Below are 15,171 nucleotides of genomic sequence, written 5' to 3' on the forward strand. Positions count from 1 at the left end.
CAACTAGTTGCAAAACATGGGCGGGGTCCTCTACAACAGAGGCATCACACCGCGCATGGAGGGCCCGATGAGCCGTTACCCGCATCTGCTGAACCCCCTCGACCTGGGCTTCACCACGCTGCCCAACCGCGTCCTCATGGGCTCCATGCACGTCGGCCTGGAGGAGGCCGAGCGCGGCTTCGAGCGGATGGCGGAGTTCTACGCCGCCCGGGCGCGCGGGGGAGTGGGGCTCATCGTCACGGGCGGTATCGCGCCCAACGACGAGGGGCGCCCGTACGAGGGCGGTGCCAAGCTCACCAACGACGCCGAGGCCGAGCAGCACCGGCAGATCACCGAGGCCGTGCACCGTGAGGGCGGCCGGATCGCGATGCAGATCCTGCACTTCGGCCGGTACGCCTACCACCAGGACCTGGTCGCCCCGAGCCCCCTCCAGGCGCCGATCAGCCCCTTCCCGCCCCGCGAGCTCACCGACGCCGACGTCGAGCGGACCATCGACGACTACGCCCGCGCCGCCCGGCTCGCCCGGCAGGCCGGCTACGACGGTGTCGAGATCATGGGCTCCGAGGGCTACCTCATCAACGAGTTCATCGCCGCCCAGACCAACCAGCGCACCGACCGCTGGGGCGGCTCGTACGAGAACCGCATGCGCTTCCCCGTCGAGATCGTGCGGCGGGTGCGCGAGGCCGTCGGCGAGGACTTCATCATCATCTACCGGCTGTCCATGCTGGACCTGGTCCCCGGCGGCTCCACCCTCGACGAGGTCATCACCCTCGCCCAGGCCGTCGAGGCGGCCGGCGCGACGATCATCAACACCGGTATCGGCTGGCACGAGGCCCGCATCCCCACCATCGCCACCTCGGTGCCGCGCGGCGCCTACGCCTGGGTCACCAAGAAGCTCATGGGCGAGGTGTCCGTCCCGCTCGTGACCACCAACCGCATCAACACCCCGGAACTTGCCGAGGAGTTGCTCGCCGAGGGATATGCGGACATGGTCTCCATGGCCCGCCCGATGCTCGCCGACCCCGACTTCGTGAACAAGGCCGCCGAGGGCAAGCCGGAGGCCATCAACACCTGTATCGGCTGCAACCAGGCCTGCCTCGACCACACCTTCAGCCTCAAGATCACCTCCTGTCTGGTCAACCCGCGCGCCTGCCACGAGACCGAACTGGTCCTGTCGCCAACCCGGTTGAAGAAGCGTGTCGCCGTCGTCGGGGCCGGGCCGGCCGGACTCGCCTGCGCGGTGTCGGCGGCCGAGCGCGGCCACGAGGTCACCCTGTACGACGCCGCGAGCGAGGTCGGCGGTCAGCTCAACGTGGCCCGCAAGGTCCCCGGCAAGCAGGAGTTCGACGAGACCCTGCGCTACTTCCGCCACCAGCTCGACGCGCACGGCGTGGACGTACGTCTCAACACACTGGTGGAAGCAGAGGACTTGAAGGGCTACGACGAGGTGGTCGTCGCCACCGGCGTCACCCCGCGCACCCCCGACATCCCGGGCATCGACCACCCCAGCGTCGTCGGCTACCTCGACGTGCTGCGCGACAACGCCCCCGTCGGCGACCGGGTGGCCATCCTCGGCGCGGGCGGTATCGGCTTCGACGTCGCCGAGTTCCTCACCGACGGCGGGGACAAGGCGAGCGAGGACCCCGAGACGTACTTCCGCCAGTGGGGCGTCGACATGGACTACCGGGCACCCGGCGGACTCGCGGCCCCGAAGCGGCCCGCCGCGCCGCGCACCGTCCACCTGCTGCAGCGCAAGACCAGCAAGGTCGGCGCGGGCCTCGGCAAGACCACCGGCTGGATCCACCGCACCGAGCTCAAGCACCGGGGCGTCACCATGGTCCCGGGCGTCCGCTACGACCGCATCGACGACGCCGGCCTGCACGTCACCGTCGGCGAGGAGAGCACGGTCCTGCCGGTCGACACCATCGTGCTGTGCACCGGACAGGAACCGCGCCGCGGCCTGTACGAGGAGCTGGTCGCCGCCGGAGTCGGCGCGCACCTGATCGGCGGTGCCGACGTGGCCGCCGAACTGGACGCCAAGCGTGCCATCAAGCAGGGCACCGAGCTGGCGGCGGCCCTCTAGGGGGCCCTGCGGCCGTCCCTAGGATGACTCCATGTCACTCCCGCACGCGATCCTCACCGCCCTGCTCGAAAAGCCGTCCTCGGGGCTGGAGCTGACCCGCCGGTTCGACAAGTCGATCGGCTACTTCTGGTCGGCGACGCATCAGCAGATCTATCGCGAGCTGGGCAGGCTGGAGGCCGAGGGACACATCCGGGCGCTGCCGTCCGAGCAGCCGGCCCGCGGGCAGAAGAAGAGCTACGAGGTCCTGCCCGCGGGCCGCGCCGAACTGGCCCGCTGGACCGCCGCCTCCCAGGACCCCAAACCGCACCGCGATGTGATGCTGCTGCGGCTGCGGGCGGCGGCCGTGGTGGGCACCGCAGGCCTGGAGGCGGACCTGCGCCGCCATCTCGATCTGCACCGGCTGCAGTTGGCCGAGTACCAGGAGATCGAGCAGCGCGACTTCCCGCCCGGCAAGGACGCCCCCCAGGACCGGCTGCGGCACCTGGTGCTGCGAGCCGGTATCGACCTGGAGACCTTCTGGACGCAGTGGCTCACGCACGCCCTGGAGGAACTCGCCGAACTGCCCGGTTCCGAACCGGCGTGAGCTCTGTGGCTCCTGGGCCCGCCGCCTTCAGAGCCGGTGCGGCCGGGCACGCCGGCGCAGGTACCAGCCCGTCGCGATGACGCCCGTGCCCACCAGGGCGGCGCCCACCCCGACCGTCAGCGGGCCGTAGTCCTGGACGGCGCCACCCAGCCCGCCCCTGACGCCGAGCGAGGGCGAGGGCCTGGTGGTGGCCGAGATGGTGGCGGCGGGAGTGGTGGTGGGCTTCGGGGTGGGAGTGGAGGAGGAGACGACGACGGTCTGGGTGCCCGCGGTGCCGTCGTTCGCGCAGACGACCGTCACGGTGTACGTGCCGGGGCTCACGTTCGACCAGGCCGCCGACTGCAGGGCGGCGGTGCCCGTCAGTGGCGTCTGACGGGTCGGCTGGCTGCTGCTGAGCAGCGAAGCGGTGCCGAACGCCCCGTTGGTGCCGCGCGAGGAGCACGCGCTCGTGGTCACCGAAACGGTGGACCCGCTGGTGCTCACGGAGATCCCCGACCCCTGCGCCGCGGCCGGCACGGCGGCCAGGGCGAGCGGGAGCGCGGCGGCGGCTGCCGCGGTCAGGGCGGAGCGAACGACTGGCTGAAAGTTGCGCATTGGACTGCCCTCCGACGGCACGGTTGGCGGTACATCCCTTGCGCCGCCGAAGTCGGGAAACGCCCGTGCTGCCTCAGGGGCAGCCAACGTCCCCGCGGTCCTGCCCGCATGCGGACCGCCTCCGGGCAGGTGACGGATTCCTCCATCCGGCCCATGCCACAGGGTCGTCACCGCCGTCAGCCGCCGGCCGCCCCGGTGGTCACCGTCCGCTCCGCCGAGTAGCCGCCCCAGGTGCCGTCGGGCAGTCTGGCCCGGATCCGCACGCGGTGGCGCACGCCGGCATCCCGGCTGACGTAGAAGGAGTACGATGCCCGGCCGCGCGGCGCGTCCCCGCCGTAGACCAGGGAGGTGGCCGCCCGGCCGTCGAGGCTGATCTGGTACTCCGTGACCACGCCGTCGGTGCGTGGCGGGGTCCAGCGCAGGTCGAGGTAGTACGCCCCGCCGGCGCGGTGGCTGGTGGCCCGGAAGGCCGTGGGTGCCGTGCTGCGCCCGTCGTCGGAGCCCGGCGTGGTGAGGTGGACGGTGGCGCCGGGAGGCGAGAGGTTGTCGGCCGCGTCGCGGGCGCGGACGGTGAAGGCGTAGTGGGTGCCCGGCCGCAGCCCGGTGACCACGGTCGCCGTCTGTGCCCCGCCCACACTGTGGATCTTGGCGGTGCCCTGGTAGACGTCGTAGGACACCACGGCCCGGTCGTCCCTCGACGCGGACCAGGACAGCTCGACGGCGCTGCTGCCGACCGCGCGGCCGCGCACCTTTCCCGGGCGGGTAGGTGCCGTGTCGTCCTCCGCCACGGCCGCCGGAGTCGCCGCCCGCACCTGGCGGCCGGGCGGTCCGAGCCGGCCCTCGGTGTCACGGGCCCGCACGGTGAAGACGTACGAGGTGGACGGCCTGAGCCTGGTGACGTCCACCATGTGCTGGGAACCGGGCACTTCCTCGACCTCGGTGCTGCCCCGATACACCTCGTAGACGCTGACGCGGGGGTCCGCGGACACCGCGTTCCACATCACGTGCACGCTGGTCGAACTGCCCGCCGTCGCGGTCACTCCGGTGGGGGCCGCCGGCAGTCCGCCCTCGTCCTCCCCGGCGCCGCTCCGGCCGCAGGATCCGACCAGGGCCAGCGCGGCACAGACGGCGAGGGCTCGGTGCACGAGCACGGTGTCGCGACGCACGGCGTTGCCTCCCCGGACGACACAAGGGGAATGGTCCGGACCAATATGACGCGGCTGGCGTGCTCGCATCAAGGGGGCGGTCGCGGACGTGGGTGACGGCGTTGCGGACCGCGCGCCGGAGTTACGTATGCTGAAGCTCCTCACGGCTGAACTCTCCCTGAGGGCTGGTGAGTTCATGCCGTTGGCGCGGGCCGCTGTCGTCGCTGTTCCCGCGCCGGACGTGGGTGGCCGGGCCGCCGGAGCCGACATGGGCTCGGGCGCCCGGCCTCCTCTCGGAGTGCGAAGACACGCCACGCCGTGACCCGCCTGGAGCTGTACGCCGTGCCGTCCGCCTACGGTGGCCCCGTGTGATCACTACGGCGCCGGACCGGGCTGAATGCCCGTCAGTGCCCCTTAGGGAAAGGGCTTCTCATGGTGCGTGTCCAGTCGCTGACCCTGGCCGTGGCCGGCGCCGCCTTACTCCTCCCTCCGATGCTGTCCGAGGCCGCGGCCCGGGCGGAGCCGATGGCCGGGCGCGAGGGCGACGTCCGTGCCGCGGATCTGCTGGCCAAGGTGCGTGACTGCACCCAGATCTCCCACGGCCGCTTCCGCAGCGACGCCGGCAGACCGGCATCGATTGCGGTGTGCGGCACCCGGCGGGCCGTCTTCTGGAAGGCCGACATGGACATCGACTGCGACGGACAGCCCGGCCCCCGCTGCAACCGCCGTACCGATCCCTCGTTCTCCCAGGCCACCGCCTACCAGCAGTCCGACGGGCGCTATCTGAGCGCCGAGCGCCTCCCGTACATCGTCGTGCCCGCCGCGAGCCGCATCTGGGACCCCGCCGACGACGGCGTCCGCGGCGGATCGGTCGCCGCCGTCGTCCACCGGGGCCGTGTGCAGTACGCGGTCGTGGGCGACATCGGCCCGGAAGGCATCATCGGCGAGGCGTCCTACGCCACCGCCAAGGGCCTCGGCATCCGCCCGGGCCCGAACGGCGGCGGCACGCCCTCCGGCGTCACCTACATCGTCTTCAAGTACTCGCAGGTCAAACCGATCGAGAGCCATGCCGCGGCCGTCGCGGTGGGGCGGCGGCTGGCGCAGCAGTTCGTAGGCGGTGGATGAGCGCCCGGGGCGTGGTCAGACGGCCGCCCACCCGTTGTCGACCGGCAGGATCACGCCGTTGACGTTGCTCGCGGCGTCCGAGGCGAGGAACACGATCGCGGCGGCCTGCTCCTCCGGCTGGGACACGCGCCCCACATTGCCCATGTAGGGGCCGAGGGCCGCCGGCCCGTGCGCGCTTGCGTCGATGTCGGGGATCATCCCCGTGGCGGTGCCGCCGGGGGCGATCGCGTTGGTGCGGATGCCCTGGTTGCGGTACATCACGGCGAGCGACTTGGTCAGGCCCACCACTCCGTGCTTCGAGGCCGTGTACGCCGCGCCCGCGGCGCTGCCCCGGATACCGGCCTCGGAGGCGGTGTTCACGATCGCGCCCCTGCCCGCCTCCAGCATGTGCGGCAGCACGGCCCGGGTGAGCAGGAAGGGGGCCGTGAGATTGACCCGTATGACCCGCTCCCACTCGGCGTCACCCACGTCCGCCGGCGCCGACATCCGGTCATGATCCCGGCGTTGTTCACCAGGACGTCCACACCGCCGAAGCTCTCCACGGCCGTTCGGACCACGTGGGCGACGACGGCCTGCTCGCTCAGGTCGCCCACGACGGCGACCGCGGCGCCGCCCGTCTGCTCGAGCTCCTTGACGACCGCGTCCGCGCCCTCGGCGTTGAGGTCGGCGACCACGACTCGCGCCTCCTGTGCCGCGAAGGCCCGAGCGGCGGCACGCCCGATGCCCGAGCCCGCTCCGGTGACGATGACGCTGCGCCCGTCGAGTCCACTGGCCATGAGGTGCTCCTGTCCATGCGTACGAGGACCCGCGCAGATGCCTGCGAGCCCGGTGTGCGCACACCCTACGACTTAATGTCTGTGAGTGACATAAAATGGGTGGGGGAGAATTCAGGGAGAGTGATCACCGGAGCCGGAGGGACACATGACCGCAGCCCGCGGACGCACGGGACGACCGCCTCTGACCGAGGAGCGCAAGGCCGAGATCCGGCTGGAGATCGCCCGGGCAGCGGTGGACCTCTTCGTCACCCAGGGCGTCGCGGCGACCACGGGCGAGCAGATCGGGCAGGCCGTCGGCGTCTCCGCGCGCACCGTGTGGCGCTACTTCCCCAGCAAGGAGGCCTGCGTACGGCCGCTGTTCACGGCCGGCATCGGCATGATCGCCGCCCGGCTGCGGGAATGGGCGACCGGACAGTCCCTGGAGGACATTTTCGCGCCGGAGCTTACGGCGGACCTCGGTGTCGTCGCCGGGCCCGAGCGCGGGGCCGTCGGTGCGCTGGTACGGCTGACCCGCACCGAGCCGGACCTGCGCGCCGTCTGGCTCCAGACCTACGACGAGGCGGAACCGGTGTTCGCCCGCGCCCTCGCCGAGCGCGCCGGGCTGCCGGCGGACGACGTGCGGCCCGCCATTCAGGCGGCGATGTTCAACGCGGCCCTGCGCGCGGCCGTCGAGCACTACGCCTGGCGCACCGCGGACGCGGAGCCAGACCGTGCGACGGCGGAGGCCGAGCTGACGGCAACCCTGCGCTCGGCCCTCGCCGTCGTCGCGGCGGGACTCGGGTAGGAGAGCTTCCCGGACTTTTCGGTGGCTTCAGACCTTCCGGTAGGTGTACGCCTCGGCCGCTGCCGCCTCCACGGCCGCGAGGTCGGCGCCCGTGGCCGCCGTGACCACCGCGGCCACCGCCCCCTCCACGAACGGGGCGTCCACCAGCCGTGTCCGGTCGGGGAGTTCGTCGCCCTCGGCGAGCAGCGCCTTCACCGTGAGCACGGCGCTGCCGAGGTCGGTGAGCACGGCGACCCCGGCGCCCCGGTCCACGGACGCGGCCGCCGCGGCGATCAACTCCGCGCTGGTGCCGAGCCCGCCGCCCTCGGTGCCGCCCGCCGGGGCGACGGGCACCGAGACCTCGCCGCCCGCCAGCCCCTTCGCCAACTCGGCCACGGACGCGGCCACTTCGGCGCTGTGCGACACCAGCACGATCCCGACCTGTTTCCCGTCACTCACCGTCGGCCTCCGCGAGAGCGGCGACGAGCAGCGCCGAGGAGGTGGCGCCGGGATCCTGGTGCCCGATGCTGCGCTCCCCGAGATAGCTGGCCCTGCCCTTGCGGGCCTGCAAGGGCGTGGTCGCGAGGGCGCCCTCCTCGGCGGCGGTGCCGGCCGCCGCGAACCCGCCCTCGTCCAGCGCGTCCACCGCCGGCACCAGCGCGTCGATCATCGTCTTGTCGCCCGGTGCGGCGCCGCCGAGCGTCATGACCGCTTCCACCCCGGCCCGCAGCGCCTGGGCGAGCTGCGCCTCGCTGACCTCGCCGGCGTCGCCGAGCGCCTTGCCCGTACGGCGCAGCAGCGTGCCGTAGAGAGGCCCCGACGCGCCGCCGACGGTCGAGATCAGCTGCCGCCCGGCCAGCGTCAGGACCGCACCGGGCGTGTCCGGCGCCTCCTTCTCCAGCGTCGCGACCACGGCCCGGAACCCGCGCTGCAGATTGCTGCCGTGGTCGGCGTCCCCGATGGGCGAGTCGAGGGCGGTGAGCCGTTCCGCCTCGCGGTCCACGGACGCGGCGGTCGCCGTCATCCAACGGCGGAAGAAGTCGGCGTCGAGCACTGGATCTCCTTGCGTGGTAGGTACGTTGACACCCTCGGCCCGCCGGTCTACATGCCCCAGCGCAGCCCGGGCGTCTTCACCGGCGCGTCCCACAGCCGCAGCAGCTCCTCGTCGATCTGGCACAGGGTGACCGAGGCGCCGGCCATGTCGAGCGAGGTGACGTAGTTGCCCACCAGCGTCCGGGCGACCGCGACCCCGCGCTCGGTGAGCACCCGCTGCACCTCGGCGTTGAAGCCGTACAGCTCGAGCAGCGGTGTCGCCCCCATGCCGTTGACCAGGACGAGGACCGGATTGCGCGGGGGCATGTCCTCCAGGATCGCGTTCACCGCGAACTCGGCGATCTCACCCGAGGTCATCATCGCCCGCCGTTCACGGCCGGGCTCGCCGTGGATGCCGATGCCCAACTCCAGCTCGCCCGAGGGCAGATCGAAGGTGGGGCTGCCCTTGGCGGGCGTGGTGCAGGCGCTGAGCGCGACGCCGAAGCTGCGGGAGTTCTCGTTGACCTGCCGGCCGATCGCCTCCACCCGGTCCAGCGGCTGCCCCTCGTCTGCCGCCGCGCCCGCGATCTTCTCCACGAACAGCGTGCCGCCGACACCGCGCCGCCCGGCCGTGTAGAGGCTGTCGGTGACCGCCACGTCATCGTTGACCAGCACCTTGCCGACCTGGATGCCCTCGTCCTCGGCGAGCTCGGCCGCCATGTCGAAGTTCAGCACGTCGCCGGTGTAGTTCTTCACGATGAACAGCACGCCCGCCCCGCTGTCCACGGCCGCCGCGGCGCGCGCCATCTGATCGGGAACCGGGGAGGTGAACACCTCACCCGGACAGGCCGCCGACAGCATGCCGGGACCGACGAATCCACCGTGCAGCGGTTCGTGCCCCGAGCCACCCCCGGAGATCAGGGCGACCTTCCCGGCGACCGGGGCGTCCCGCCGCACGATCACCCGGTTCTCCACGTCGACGGTCAGCTCGGGATGGGCGGCCGCCATGCCCCGCAGGGCGTCCGCGACCACGCTTTCCGGCACATTGATCAACATCTTCATGGGTGCCTCCCGGTGAGACTAACAGATGAGCCCATGGCCTCTGTTTTTGCAGGTCAGTGAGGGTTTGACTGGTTGTCGATCTTGGCGGTCCACGGCGATCGGAAGCGGGTTCCGGCGGTAATGATGCTGACTTGATGCTGACTTTGGTGACAGGGCGTCAGGTGTATGTCGTGGTCGGTTGCAAGCGAGCGTTTGGAGCGCCCCTTTCGGCAGTATCGACCTTGCGGCGGTGAAGGTCACGCCGGACGGCGGCGCGATGCTGGACAGTGTGTGTCGTAGGTTCCTCCATGAACGTGGGAGCGCTTCGCTCGTCAGTCGAGCTGGATGAGCCCCCGGCGCGCGGCCTCCGTCACGGCGGCCGCGCGGTTCTCGGCCTTCAGCTTGCGGTAGATGCGCACGAGGTGGGTCTTCACCGTCGCCTCGCTGAGGAACAGCGCCTCCGCGATGGCCCGGTTGGTCAGGCCCTGCGCGGCCAGCCGGACGACCTCGACCTCGCGCTCGGTCAGGTCCGCGTCGGGCCGGACCACCTGGCCGACGAGTTCCCCGACGACCTCGGGGGCGAGGGCCATGGCACCGGCGGCGGCGCCGCGGACGGCCCGGAAGAGCTCCTCGGGCGGCCCCGCCTTCAGCGCATATCCGCGTGCGCCCGCCTCCAGTGCCCGCACGACGTCGGCCCGTCCGGAGAAGCTCGTGAGCATCAGCACGGGCACGGCCGGGGCCTCGACGGCGAGCCGGCGGACGGCCTCGATGCCGTCGATGCCGGCACCGGCGAACCGGAGGTCCATCAGCACGACATCAGGCTTCTGCTCGACGGCGAGCCGTACGGCCTCCTCGCCGCTGCCTGCCTCCGCGATCACCTCGAGGTCCGGTTCCCCCTCCAGCAGGGCCCGCAGTCCGGCCCGTACGACGGCGTGGTCGTCCGCGACCACCAGACGTACGGTCATCCGGCTGTCGCCGAGGTCAGACGGGGAGCCGTCGCCGGGAGCACGGCCCGCACCCGGGTGCCCCGGCCCGGTGCGCTGGTGACCCGCAGGTCGCCGCCGCACTCGCGGAGCCGGGCACGGGCCGCCGGGAGGCCGAAGCCGCGGGTCTTCCGGGCGGAGGTCCCGGTCGGTTCGAAACCCACTCCGTCGTCCTGCACGTCGAGTTCGATCCCATCCGCCCCATGATGGAGGGTGACCAGCACGTTCACCGCGCGGGCGTGCTCGCGCACGTTCGCCAGGGTGCCCTGCGCGACGCGGAACAGGGTGGCCGCCGCCTGCTCGTCCAGAACGGGACGAGGCTCGCCGACGGAGCGGAACCGCACCCGGGCCGCGGTCCCCTCCTGCTCCACCTGGGCGCACAGCAGCCGCAGCGAACCCTCGAGTCCAGCCTCGGCGACGGCGGACGGCGTGAGGTCGTGGATGATGCGACGGGTCTCGGCGAGATTGCCGTCCAGACCGTCGGCCACCGCGCGGACCCTGGTGCGGGCCGCGTCCGGCCGCCGCTCCCAGTCCCGCTCGGCCGCCTGGAGCAACATCAGACTGCCCGCGAGTTCCTGGGCCAGCGTGTCGTGCAGGTCCCTGGCGATCCGTGCGCGCTCGGCCAGCACACCGGCCCGGCGCTGCTGTTCGGCCAGGATGTCCCGGGTGCTCCGCAACTCCTCCAGCAGACGCTGACGTTCGGCGGCGTCCCGCTGCTGGGCCCGGTAGAGGGCCACGGTGCCCCAGACGGCCGCCACCGGGATCAGCGCCATCTCCAGGTCGAGCCGGCCGGTGGAGCCGACCAGCCGCCAGCCCAGTACGACGGAGATCGCGCCCACCGCGACCAGCGCCGCCCGCCGCCCGAGAGCCCGCAGGGCCGCGCACGCGAGCGGGACCCCGCACCAGGCGTACGACCAGGTCAGCGGCGCCGGAGCCAGGAACACGAGGACGCCCCAGAGACCGATCAGCGTGGTGATCCAGCCGAGCCGGACGGCCGGACCGAGCCGGCTCCACAGCCCCAGACCGGCCCCGTACACCATGGCCAACAGCCCGCTGACGCCGACCATGCGCCAGCACAGCGGGCTGTTCAGATCCACGAGCCGCACGACGGCGGCACCGACGACCAGGAAGAACACGTAGTGCGGGGCGTGTTCCAGGGTGCGTCGGGCGCCGTGGGCGAGAGCGCGGTCGGTCACGGCAGATCCCCTTGAACGGACTGATCCACTTGAACGGGCGTCCGAGTCTATCGGGGCTTGATATGGCCTATGTGAAGAGCCGTGCGCTACGCGCCCGGGTGCAGCCCCAGCCAGCCGGGCGTGGGGTCGCCCTTCACCTCGCCGAAGTACAGGGCGAAGGTCTGCTTCCAGCGCTCGATCGCGGCACGGTCGGCCATGAAGCGGGGGAAGCCGTCGAGGTGCGCGTCGGGGTACTCCCAGAGCGGCTTCAGTCCCGTCGGGGGAGTGACGTCGGTGCGTACGGACCAGCCGTTGAAGGACCCCTGCTGCGTGGGGAGGGACAGCTGCCAGTTGAGGTACAGCTTGGCGGCGGTCTTGTTCGCGGCCTGCTTCAGGATCGCGGCGCGCTGGCCCCAGGCCATGAACGGGGCGCCGTCCGGGATGACCCACTTCACGGGCCCGGTGGAGAGCGGGGCGCCCGAGCCGCCGACGCCGATCGCATGGGTGCCGGCCCGGACCGCGTCGCCGGGGGAGTTGCTGCCCCGCGCGAAGCGCACGTTCTGTGCGGCGAGCTCGGCCGCCCACTTCCAGCCGTACTTCTGGACGTAGAGCGAGTAGAGGTAGAGGACCGCGTCGTCGTCGTGCGGGTAGGAGGAGGCGATCTTCCCCTTCCACCTCGGGTCGACCAGGTCCAGCGGGGTCCGCGGGGCGTCCGAGCCGACCGCGGACGGGCTGTACATGAAGCTGAAGGCGATCGCTCCGATGGCGACCCAGGCGCCGTGCGGGTCCTTGAACTTGTCGTACACCTCGGAGAACCCGGCCGGCTTGTACCGCAGCAGCTGCCCCTGCTGCTCCCAGCGCGTGAAGTCCTGGAGGGTCTGGAGCTGCACGACATCGGGGACGAGGGTGCCGGTGGCGAGCTGGTTGTCGACGCGGACGTCGTGGTACTTGCTGTAGTCCACGACCAGGGTCAGGTCGATGTCCGGGAAGCGCTTGAGGAACGCCGCCTTGGTGAAGTCCTGCTGGGTCGGGGTGTCCCCACCGGCGTAGACGACGAGCTTCCCGCCCTCGGCGAGGGCCGCCTGGTACAGCTCGTCGAGGGTCCTGGTCTCCTCGGGCCCGGTGGTGGCCTGCGCGGGGCCGGCGCCCAGCGCGCCGATCCCGAGGGCGGCACCTGCGGCGGCGCCGGTGGCGAGGACACGTCGTCTGCTGAGGAAGCTGGACATGCTGCGAAGACCTCTCTGATGGGGGGCTGACGTACGCATCCTGCTCGCCACCGGCAGACGCCCGCGTCCTCCGTGCGGAGCGAGGGGCAGGCTGGAGTGGTAAGCGCGGTTCAACCGAACGGTTGACCGAGACCCCGGTGGGCGGTTGACCGAGTGTGATGGTCACGCGTCACGCTCACCGGGCCTGGATGAGCTTTTCGTCCGGTGGTTCGAAGCTTTGCTTGATTCGCGCCCATCAGTTCAACCAATGCGCCGATGCCCGCGTGAACGTACGCCCAGCAGCACCCATCTCTCAGGCCCGCCAGCCATAGCGCTCGGGCCGGCCGGCGGCGCCGTAACGCAGGGAGACATCCGCCGCGCCGGTGGTGTGGAAGTGCTCCAGGTAACGGCGGGCGCTGACACGGGAGATACCGGCGGCGGCCGCGCATTCGGCGGCCGACAGGGTGCCGTCCGCATCGCGGAGCGTGCGTTCGACGAGGTCGGCGGTCTCGACGCTCAGGCCCTTCGGGAGTCTGGCGACAGCAGCGGGCACTGACCCTGCGGACAGAGCCCGGTCGATGTCGGCCTGGCCGCGCACCACCGTGGTGAGAAGCCGGCCGCGCCGTGCGGCGTACCGGTCCAGGCGGGGCTTCAGGTCCTCGTAGTCGAAGGGTTTGAGCAGGTAGTCCACGACACCGTGGCGGACCGCGCCGCGCACGGTGTCGGCCTCGCGCGCGGCACTGATGACCATGATGTCGCAGTCGTGTCCCGCGGCGCGCAGCCGCGGGATGACGTCCAGGCCGAAGACATCGGGCAGATAGAGATCGAGGAGAACGAGATCCGGGCGCAGTTCGTCGACTGCGGTGATGGCCTGTTCACCAGTGCCCGCGGTGCCGACGACCCTGAACGGAGGCACCCTCTCGACGAAGGTGCGGTGGACCCGAGCCACCATGAAGTCGTCGTCGACGACGAGAACGTCGATCGTGCCGGAGGTGCCCGTCACCGTGCTGCTCCTTCCTCGATCGCTTCCGTCGAGTGGCTCACGGACATGCGCGCGGTGAACCGGGCGCCTTCGGCGGTGTTGGTCACCCTGATCTCCCCACCTCGTCGTTCACAGACGAGCCGGGTGAGTGCCAGGCCGATCCCACGCTCGCCCTCCGCGGCGGCCTTGGTGGTGAAACCGTGGTGGAAGACCTCCTGGGCGAGTTCGGGCGCCACGCCCGGGCCCGAGTCGCACACCACGATCTCCACGCTGGACGCGTCCTGCCGGAGTTCGACCTCCACCCAGGGCTCCCGGTCGTCGGGGCCGCTTCCGGCTGCGGCGTCGATGGCGTTGTCGACCAGGTTGCCGACCACGGTCGCCACGTCGGCGGCGTCCTCCGGGGCGAGCCGGCCGAGGGAGGTGTCGTCCGAGATCCTCAGGGTGATCCTGCGTTCGGCCGCGAGGGAGTCCTTCGCCATGAGGAGGGCGGCGACGGCGGGATCGTGGATGCGGCGGCCGATGGTCATGTCCAGGGACTGGCGGCGCCGGGTGAGCGCACGGACGTAGCGTACGACCTCGTCCTGCTCGCCGATCTGGATGAGTCCGGAGATCGTGTGCAGCTGGTTGGCGAATTCGTGTGTCTGGGCCCGGAGCAGCTCGGACGTGCTGCGGAAGGAGCCGATCTCGCGTTCCAGCCGAGCCAGTTCGGTGCGGTCCCGCAGCGTGGTGACCGAGCCGAGCAGGCGGTCGTTCTTCGTGACGGTCATCCTGTTCATCACCAGCACGCGACCGTGCCGTATGACCACTTCGTCGGGCCCGTGCTCCGCTTCGGGCCGGGTGCCGGTGAGCACGTCGTGCAGACGGCCGTCGATGCCGAGCTCGTCCAAAGTGCGGCCCACGCACTCCTCGGGCAGGTCGAGCAGCTGTCTGCCCACCTCGTTCACCAGGGTGAGGCGCTGCTGGGGATCCAGGGCGACCACCCCCTCGGCGATCCCGTACAGCATGGCCTCGCGGTGTTCGGCGAGCCCGGTGATCTCTCGCGGCTCCAGACCGAGCGTCTGCCGTTTGACCCGTCGGGCCAGCAGCCAGGAGCCGGCCAGACCGAGCCCACTGGCGATGCCCAGGTAGGCGAGGAGATAGGAAGACGCACCACTGAGCCGCTGCCACACCGTCGGCGACGCCTCCCCGATCATCACGATGCCCAGGGTCCGCCCCAGGTCACCGCTCGCCGCGCCGAGCACCGGCACCTGCGCCACCAGTTCGCGGCTGCCGTCCCAGGTGAGCGAGCCGGACCAGCCTCGTCCGCGGGCCACCCCCGGTCCGAGCCGCAGCCGGTCACCGGTGACCGTCGGGTTGGTCGAACTGACGATGCGACCGGATGAGTCGGCGATCGTCACGGAGGTGACCCCGGACTGGACCAGTGTGGAATGCGTCAGCGGGGCCAGCGTCTCCTCCGGCGCCGGACGCGGGAGCTGGTTGCGCACCAGTGGATTGGCGGCCAACTGCTCAGCCAGCGCACTCACGCGGCGGCCCTCGACCCGGCTGAAGGTGGCCTCCGACTGGGCGAGCGAGAGCGCCGCGACCGCCAGCAGCACGACCACGACGATGGCGAGCTGCAGCGCCAGCATCTCGCCCGCGAGGGTGTGACGCCGAAAACTGGTGACCACAACGAACTCAATCTCTA

General features: G+C 71.6%; 14 protein-coding genes and 1 pseudogene. 4 read left to right on the plus strand and 11 right to left on the minus strand.

Annotated features, from left to right (window positions below; genetic code table 11):
* The first annotated feature begins 67 nt into the window (after window positions 1–67).
* Entirely contained in the window at window positions 68–2,083 is a 2,016-nt protein-coding gene (locus ACFY1E_RS24225) for an FAD-dependent oxidoreductase (RefSeq protein ID WP_389079346.1), read from the plus strand.
* Between the two features lie 31 nt (window positions 2,084–2,114).
* Window positions 2,115–2,666 (plus strand): PadR family transcriptional regulator, encoded by a 552-nt coding sequence (locus ACFY1E_RS24230; protein WP_389079348.1) that lies wholly within the window; start codon window positions 2,115–2,117, stop codon window positions 2,664–2,666.
* Between the two features lie 27 nt (window positions 2,667–2,693).
* Here the strand turns inward: ACFY1E_RS24230 and ACFY1E_RS24235 are convergent, their stop codons facing one another.
* Together ACFY1E_RS24235 and ACFY1E_RS24240 are read right to left on the minus strand one after the other, a co-directional pair.
* Window positions 2,694–3,260 carry a hypothetical protein gene (locus tag ACFY1E_RS24235; RefSeq protein WP_389079350.1) on the minus strand — a complete coding sequence of 189 codons (567 nt, stop codon included), beginning with the start codon at window positions 3,258–3,260 and terminating at the stop codon, window positions 2,694–2,696.
* A gap of 176 nt (window positions 3,261–3,436) precedes the next feature.
* Window positions 3,437–4,426: a fibronectin type III domain-containing protein gene (locus tag ACFY1E_RS24240; protein WP_389079352.1), complete on the minus strand. Its 990-nt coding sequence runs from the start codon at window positions 4,424–4,426 to the stop codon at window positions 3,437–3,439.
* A gap of 414 nt (window positions 4,427–4,840) precedes the next feature.
* On the opposite strand from ACFY1E_RS24240, the gene ACFY1E_RS24245 reads away from it, so the two are divergent.
* On the plus strand, window positions 4,841–5,530 hold the full coding sequence (locus ACFY1E_RS24245) for a glycoside hydrolase family 75 protein (RefSeq protein WP_389079807.1): 690 nt from the start codon (window positions 4,841–4,843) through the stop codon (window positions 5,528–5,530).
* Between the two features lie 15 nt (window positions 5,531–5,545).
* Here the strand turns inward: ACFY1E_RS24245 and ACFY1E_RS24250 are convergent.
* Window positions 5,546–6,306 (minus strand): annotated as a pseudogene (locus ACFY1E_RS24250) (SDR family NAD(P)-dependent oxidoreductase).
* A gap of 145 nt (window positions 6,307–6,451) precedes the next feature.
* On the opposite strand from ACFY1E_RS24250, the gene ACFY1E_RS24255 reads away from it, so the two are divergent.
* On the plus strand, window positions 6,452–7,090 hold the full coding sequence (locus tag ACFY1E_RS24255; RefSeq protein ID WP_389079355.1) for a TetR/AcrR family transcriptional regulator: 639 nt from the start codon (window positions 6,452–6,454) through the stop codon (window positions 7,088–7,090).
* A 27-nt stretch (window positions 7,091–7,117) separates the two neighbouring features.
* On the opposite strand, the gene ACFY1E_RS24260 is transcribed toward ACFY1E_RS24255, so the two are convergent.
* From ACFY1E_RS24260 to ACFY1E_RS24295, 8 genes are all read right to left on the minus strand, one after another.
* The gene (locus ACFY1E_RS24260) at window positions 7,118–7,528 is read right to left on the minus strand and encodes a PTS fructose transporter subunit IIA (RefSeq protein ID WP_351463824.1); all 411 of its coding nucleotides are present in this window, start codon (window positions 7,526–7,528) and stop codon (window positions 7,118–7,120) included.
* Complete coding sequence (gene dhaL / locus ACFY1E_RS24265; protein WP_389079357.1) at window positions 7,521–8,123, minus strand: dihydroxyacetone kinase subunit DhaL; 603 nt, start codon at window positions 8,121–8,123, stop codon at window positions 7,521–7,523. Before dhaL ends, ACFY1E_RS24260 begins: the two co-directional genes overlap by 8 nt.
* Window positions 8,124–8,170: 47 nt before the next feature.
* Complete coding sequence (gene dhaK / locus ACFY1E_RS24270) at window positions 8,171–9,163, minus strand: dihydroxyacetone kinase subunit DhaK (RefSeq protein ID WP_389079359.1); 993 nt, start codon at window positions 9,161–9,163, stop codon at window positions 8,171–8,173.
* A 311-nt stretch (window positions 9,164–9,474) separates the two neighbouring features.
* Window positions 9,475–10,107 carry a response regulator gene (locus ACFY1E_RS24275; protein ID WP_389079362.1) on the minus strand — a complete coding sequence of 211 codons (633 nt, stop codon included), beginning with the start codon at window positions 10,105–10,107 and terminating at the stop codon, window positions 9,475–9,477.
* Window positions 10,104–11,321, minus strand: coding sequence for a sensor histidine kinase (locus tag ACFY1E_RS24280; protein WP_389079363.1), 1,218 nt, complete (start codon window positions 11,319–11,321; stop codon window positions 10,104–10,106). Before ACFY1E_RS24280 ends, ACFY1E_RS24275 begins: the two co-directional genes overlap by 4 nt.
* 86 nt (window positions 11,322–11,407) lie before the next feature.
* Complete coding sequence (locus ACFY1E_RS24285; RefSeq protein ID WP_389079365.1) at window positions 11,408–12,526, minus strand: ABC transporter substrate-binding protein; 1,119 nt, start codon at window positions 12,524–12,526, stop codon at window positions 11,408–11,410.
* 292 nt (window positions 12,527–12,818) lie between these two features.
* The gene (locus ACFY1E_RS24290) at window positions 12,819–13,508 is read right to left on the minus strand and encodes a response regulator (RefSeq protein WP_389079368.1); all 690 of its coding nucleotides are present in this window, start codon (window positions 13,506–13,508) and stop codon (window positions 12,819–12,821) included.
* Complete coding sequence (locus ACFY1E_RS24295; RefSeq protein ID WP_389079370.1) at window positions 13,505–15,154, minus strand: ATP-binding protein; 1,650 nt, start codon at window positions 15,152–15,154, stop codon at window positions 13,505–13,507. Before ACFY1E_RS24295 ends, ACFY1E_RS24290 begins: the two co-directional genes overlap by 4 nt.
* Window positions 15,155–15,171 lie beyond the last annotated feature (17 nt).

The organism is Streptomyces sp. NPDC001604 (assembly GCF_042893475.1).
Classification (GTDB): domain Bacteria; phylum Actinomycetota; class Actinomycetes; order Streptomycetales; family Streptomycetaceae; genus Streptomyces.

What these genes read in the sequence shown, in the direction of transcription:
- ACFY1E_RS24235 (WP_389079350.1), bottom strand. Translation starts at nt 3,260, where the DNA reads ATGCGCAACTTTCAGCCAGTCGTTCGCTCCGCCCTGACCGCGGCAGCC.
- dhaK (WP_389079359.1), bottom strand. Translation starts at nt 9,163, where the DNA reads ATGAAGATGTTGATCAATGTGCCGGAAAGCGTGGTCGCGGACGCCCTG.
- ACFY1E_RS24225 (WP_389079346.1), top strand. Translation starts at nt 68, where the DNA reads ATGAGCCGTTACCCGCATCTGCTGAACCCCCTCGACCTGGGCTTCACC.
- ACFY1E_RS24285 (WP_389079365.1), bottom strand. Translation starts at nt 12,526, where the DNA reads ATGTCCAGCTTCCTCAGCAGACGACGTGTCCTCGCCACCGGCGCCGCC.
- ACFY1E_RS24255 (WP_389079355.1), top strand. Translation starts at nt 6,452, where the DNA reads ATGACCGCAGCCCGCGGACGCACGGGACGACCGCCTCTGACCGAGGAG.
- ACFY1E_RS24230 (WP_389079348.1), top strand. Translation starts at nt 2,115, where the DNA reads ATGTCACTCCCGCACGCGATCCTCACCGCCCTGCTCGAAAAGCCGTCC.
- ACFY1E_RS24275 (WP_389079362.1), bottom strand. Translation starts at nt 10,107, where the DNA reads ATGACCGTACGTCTGGTGGTCGCGGACGACCACGCCGTCGTACGGGCC.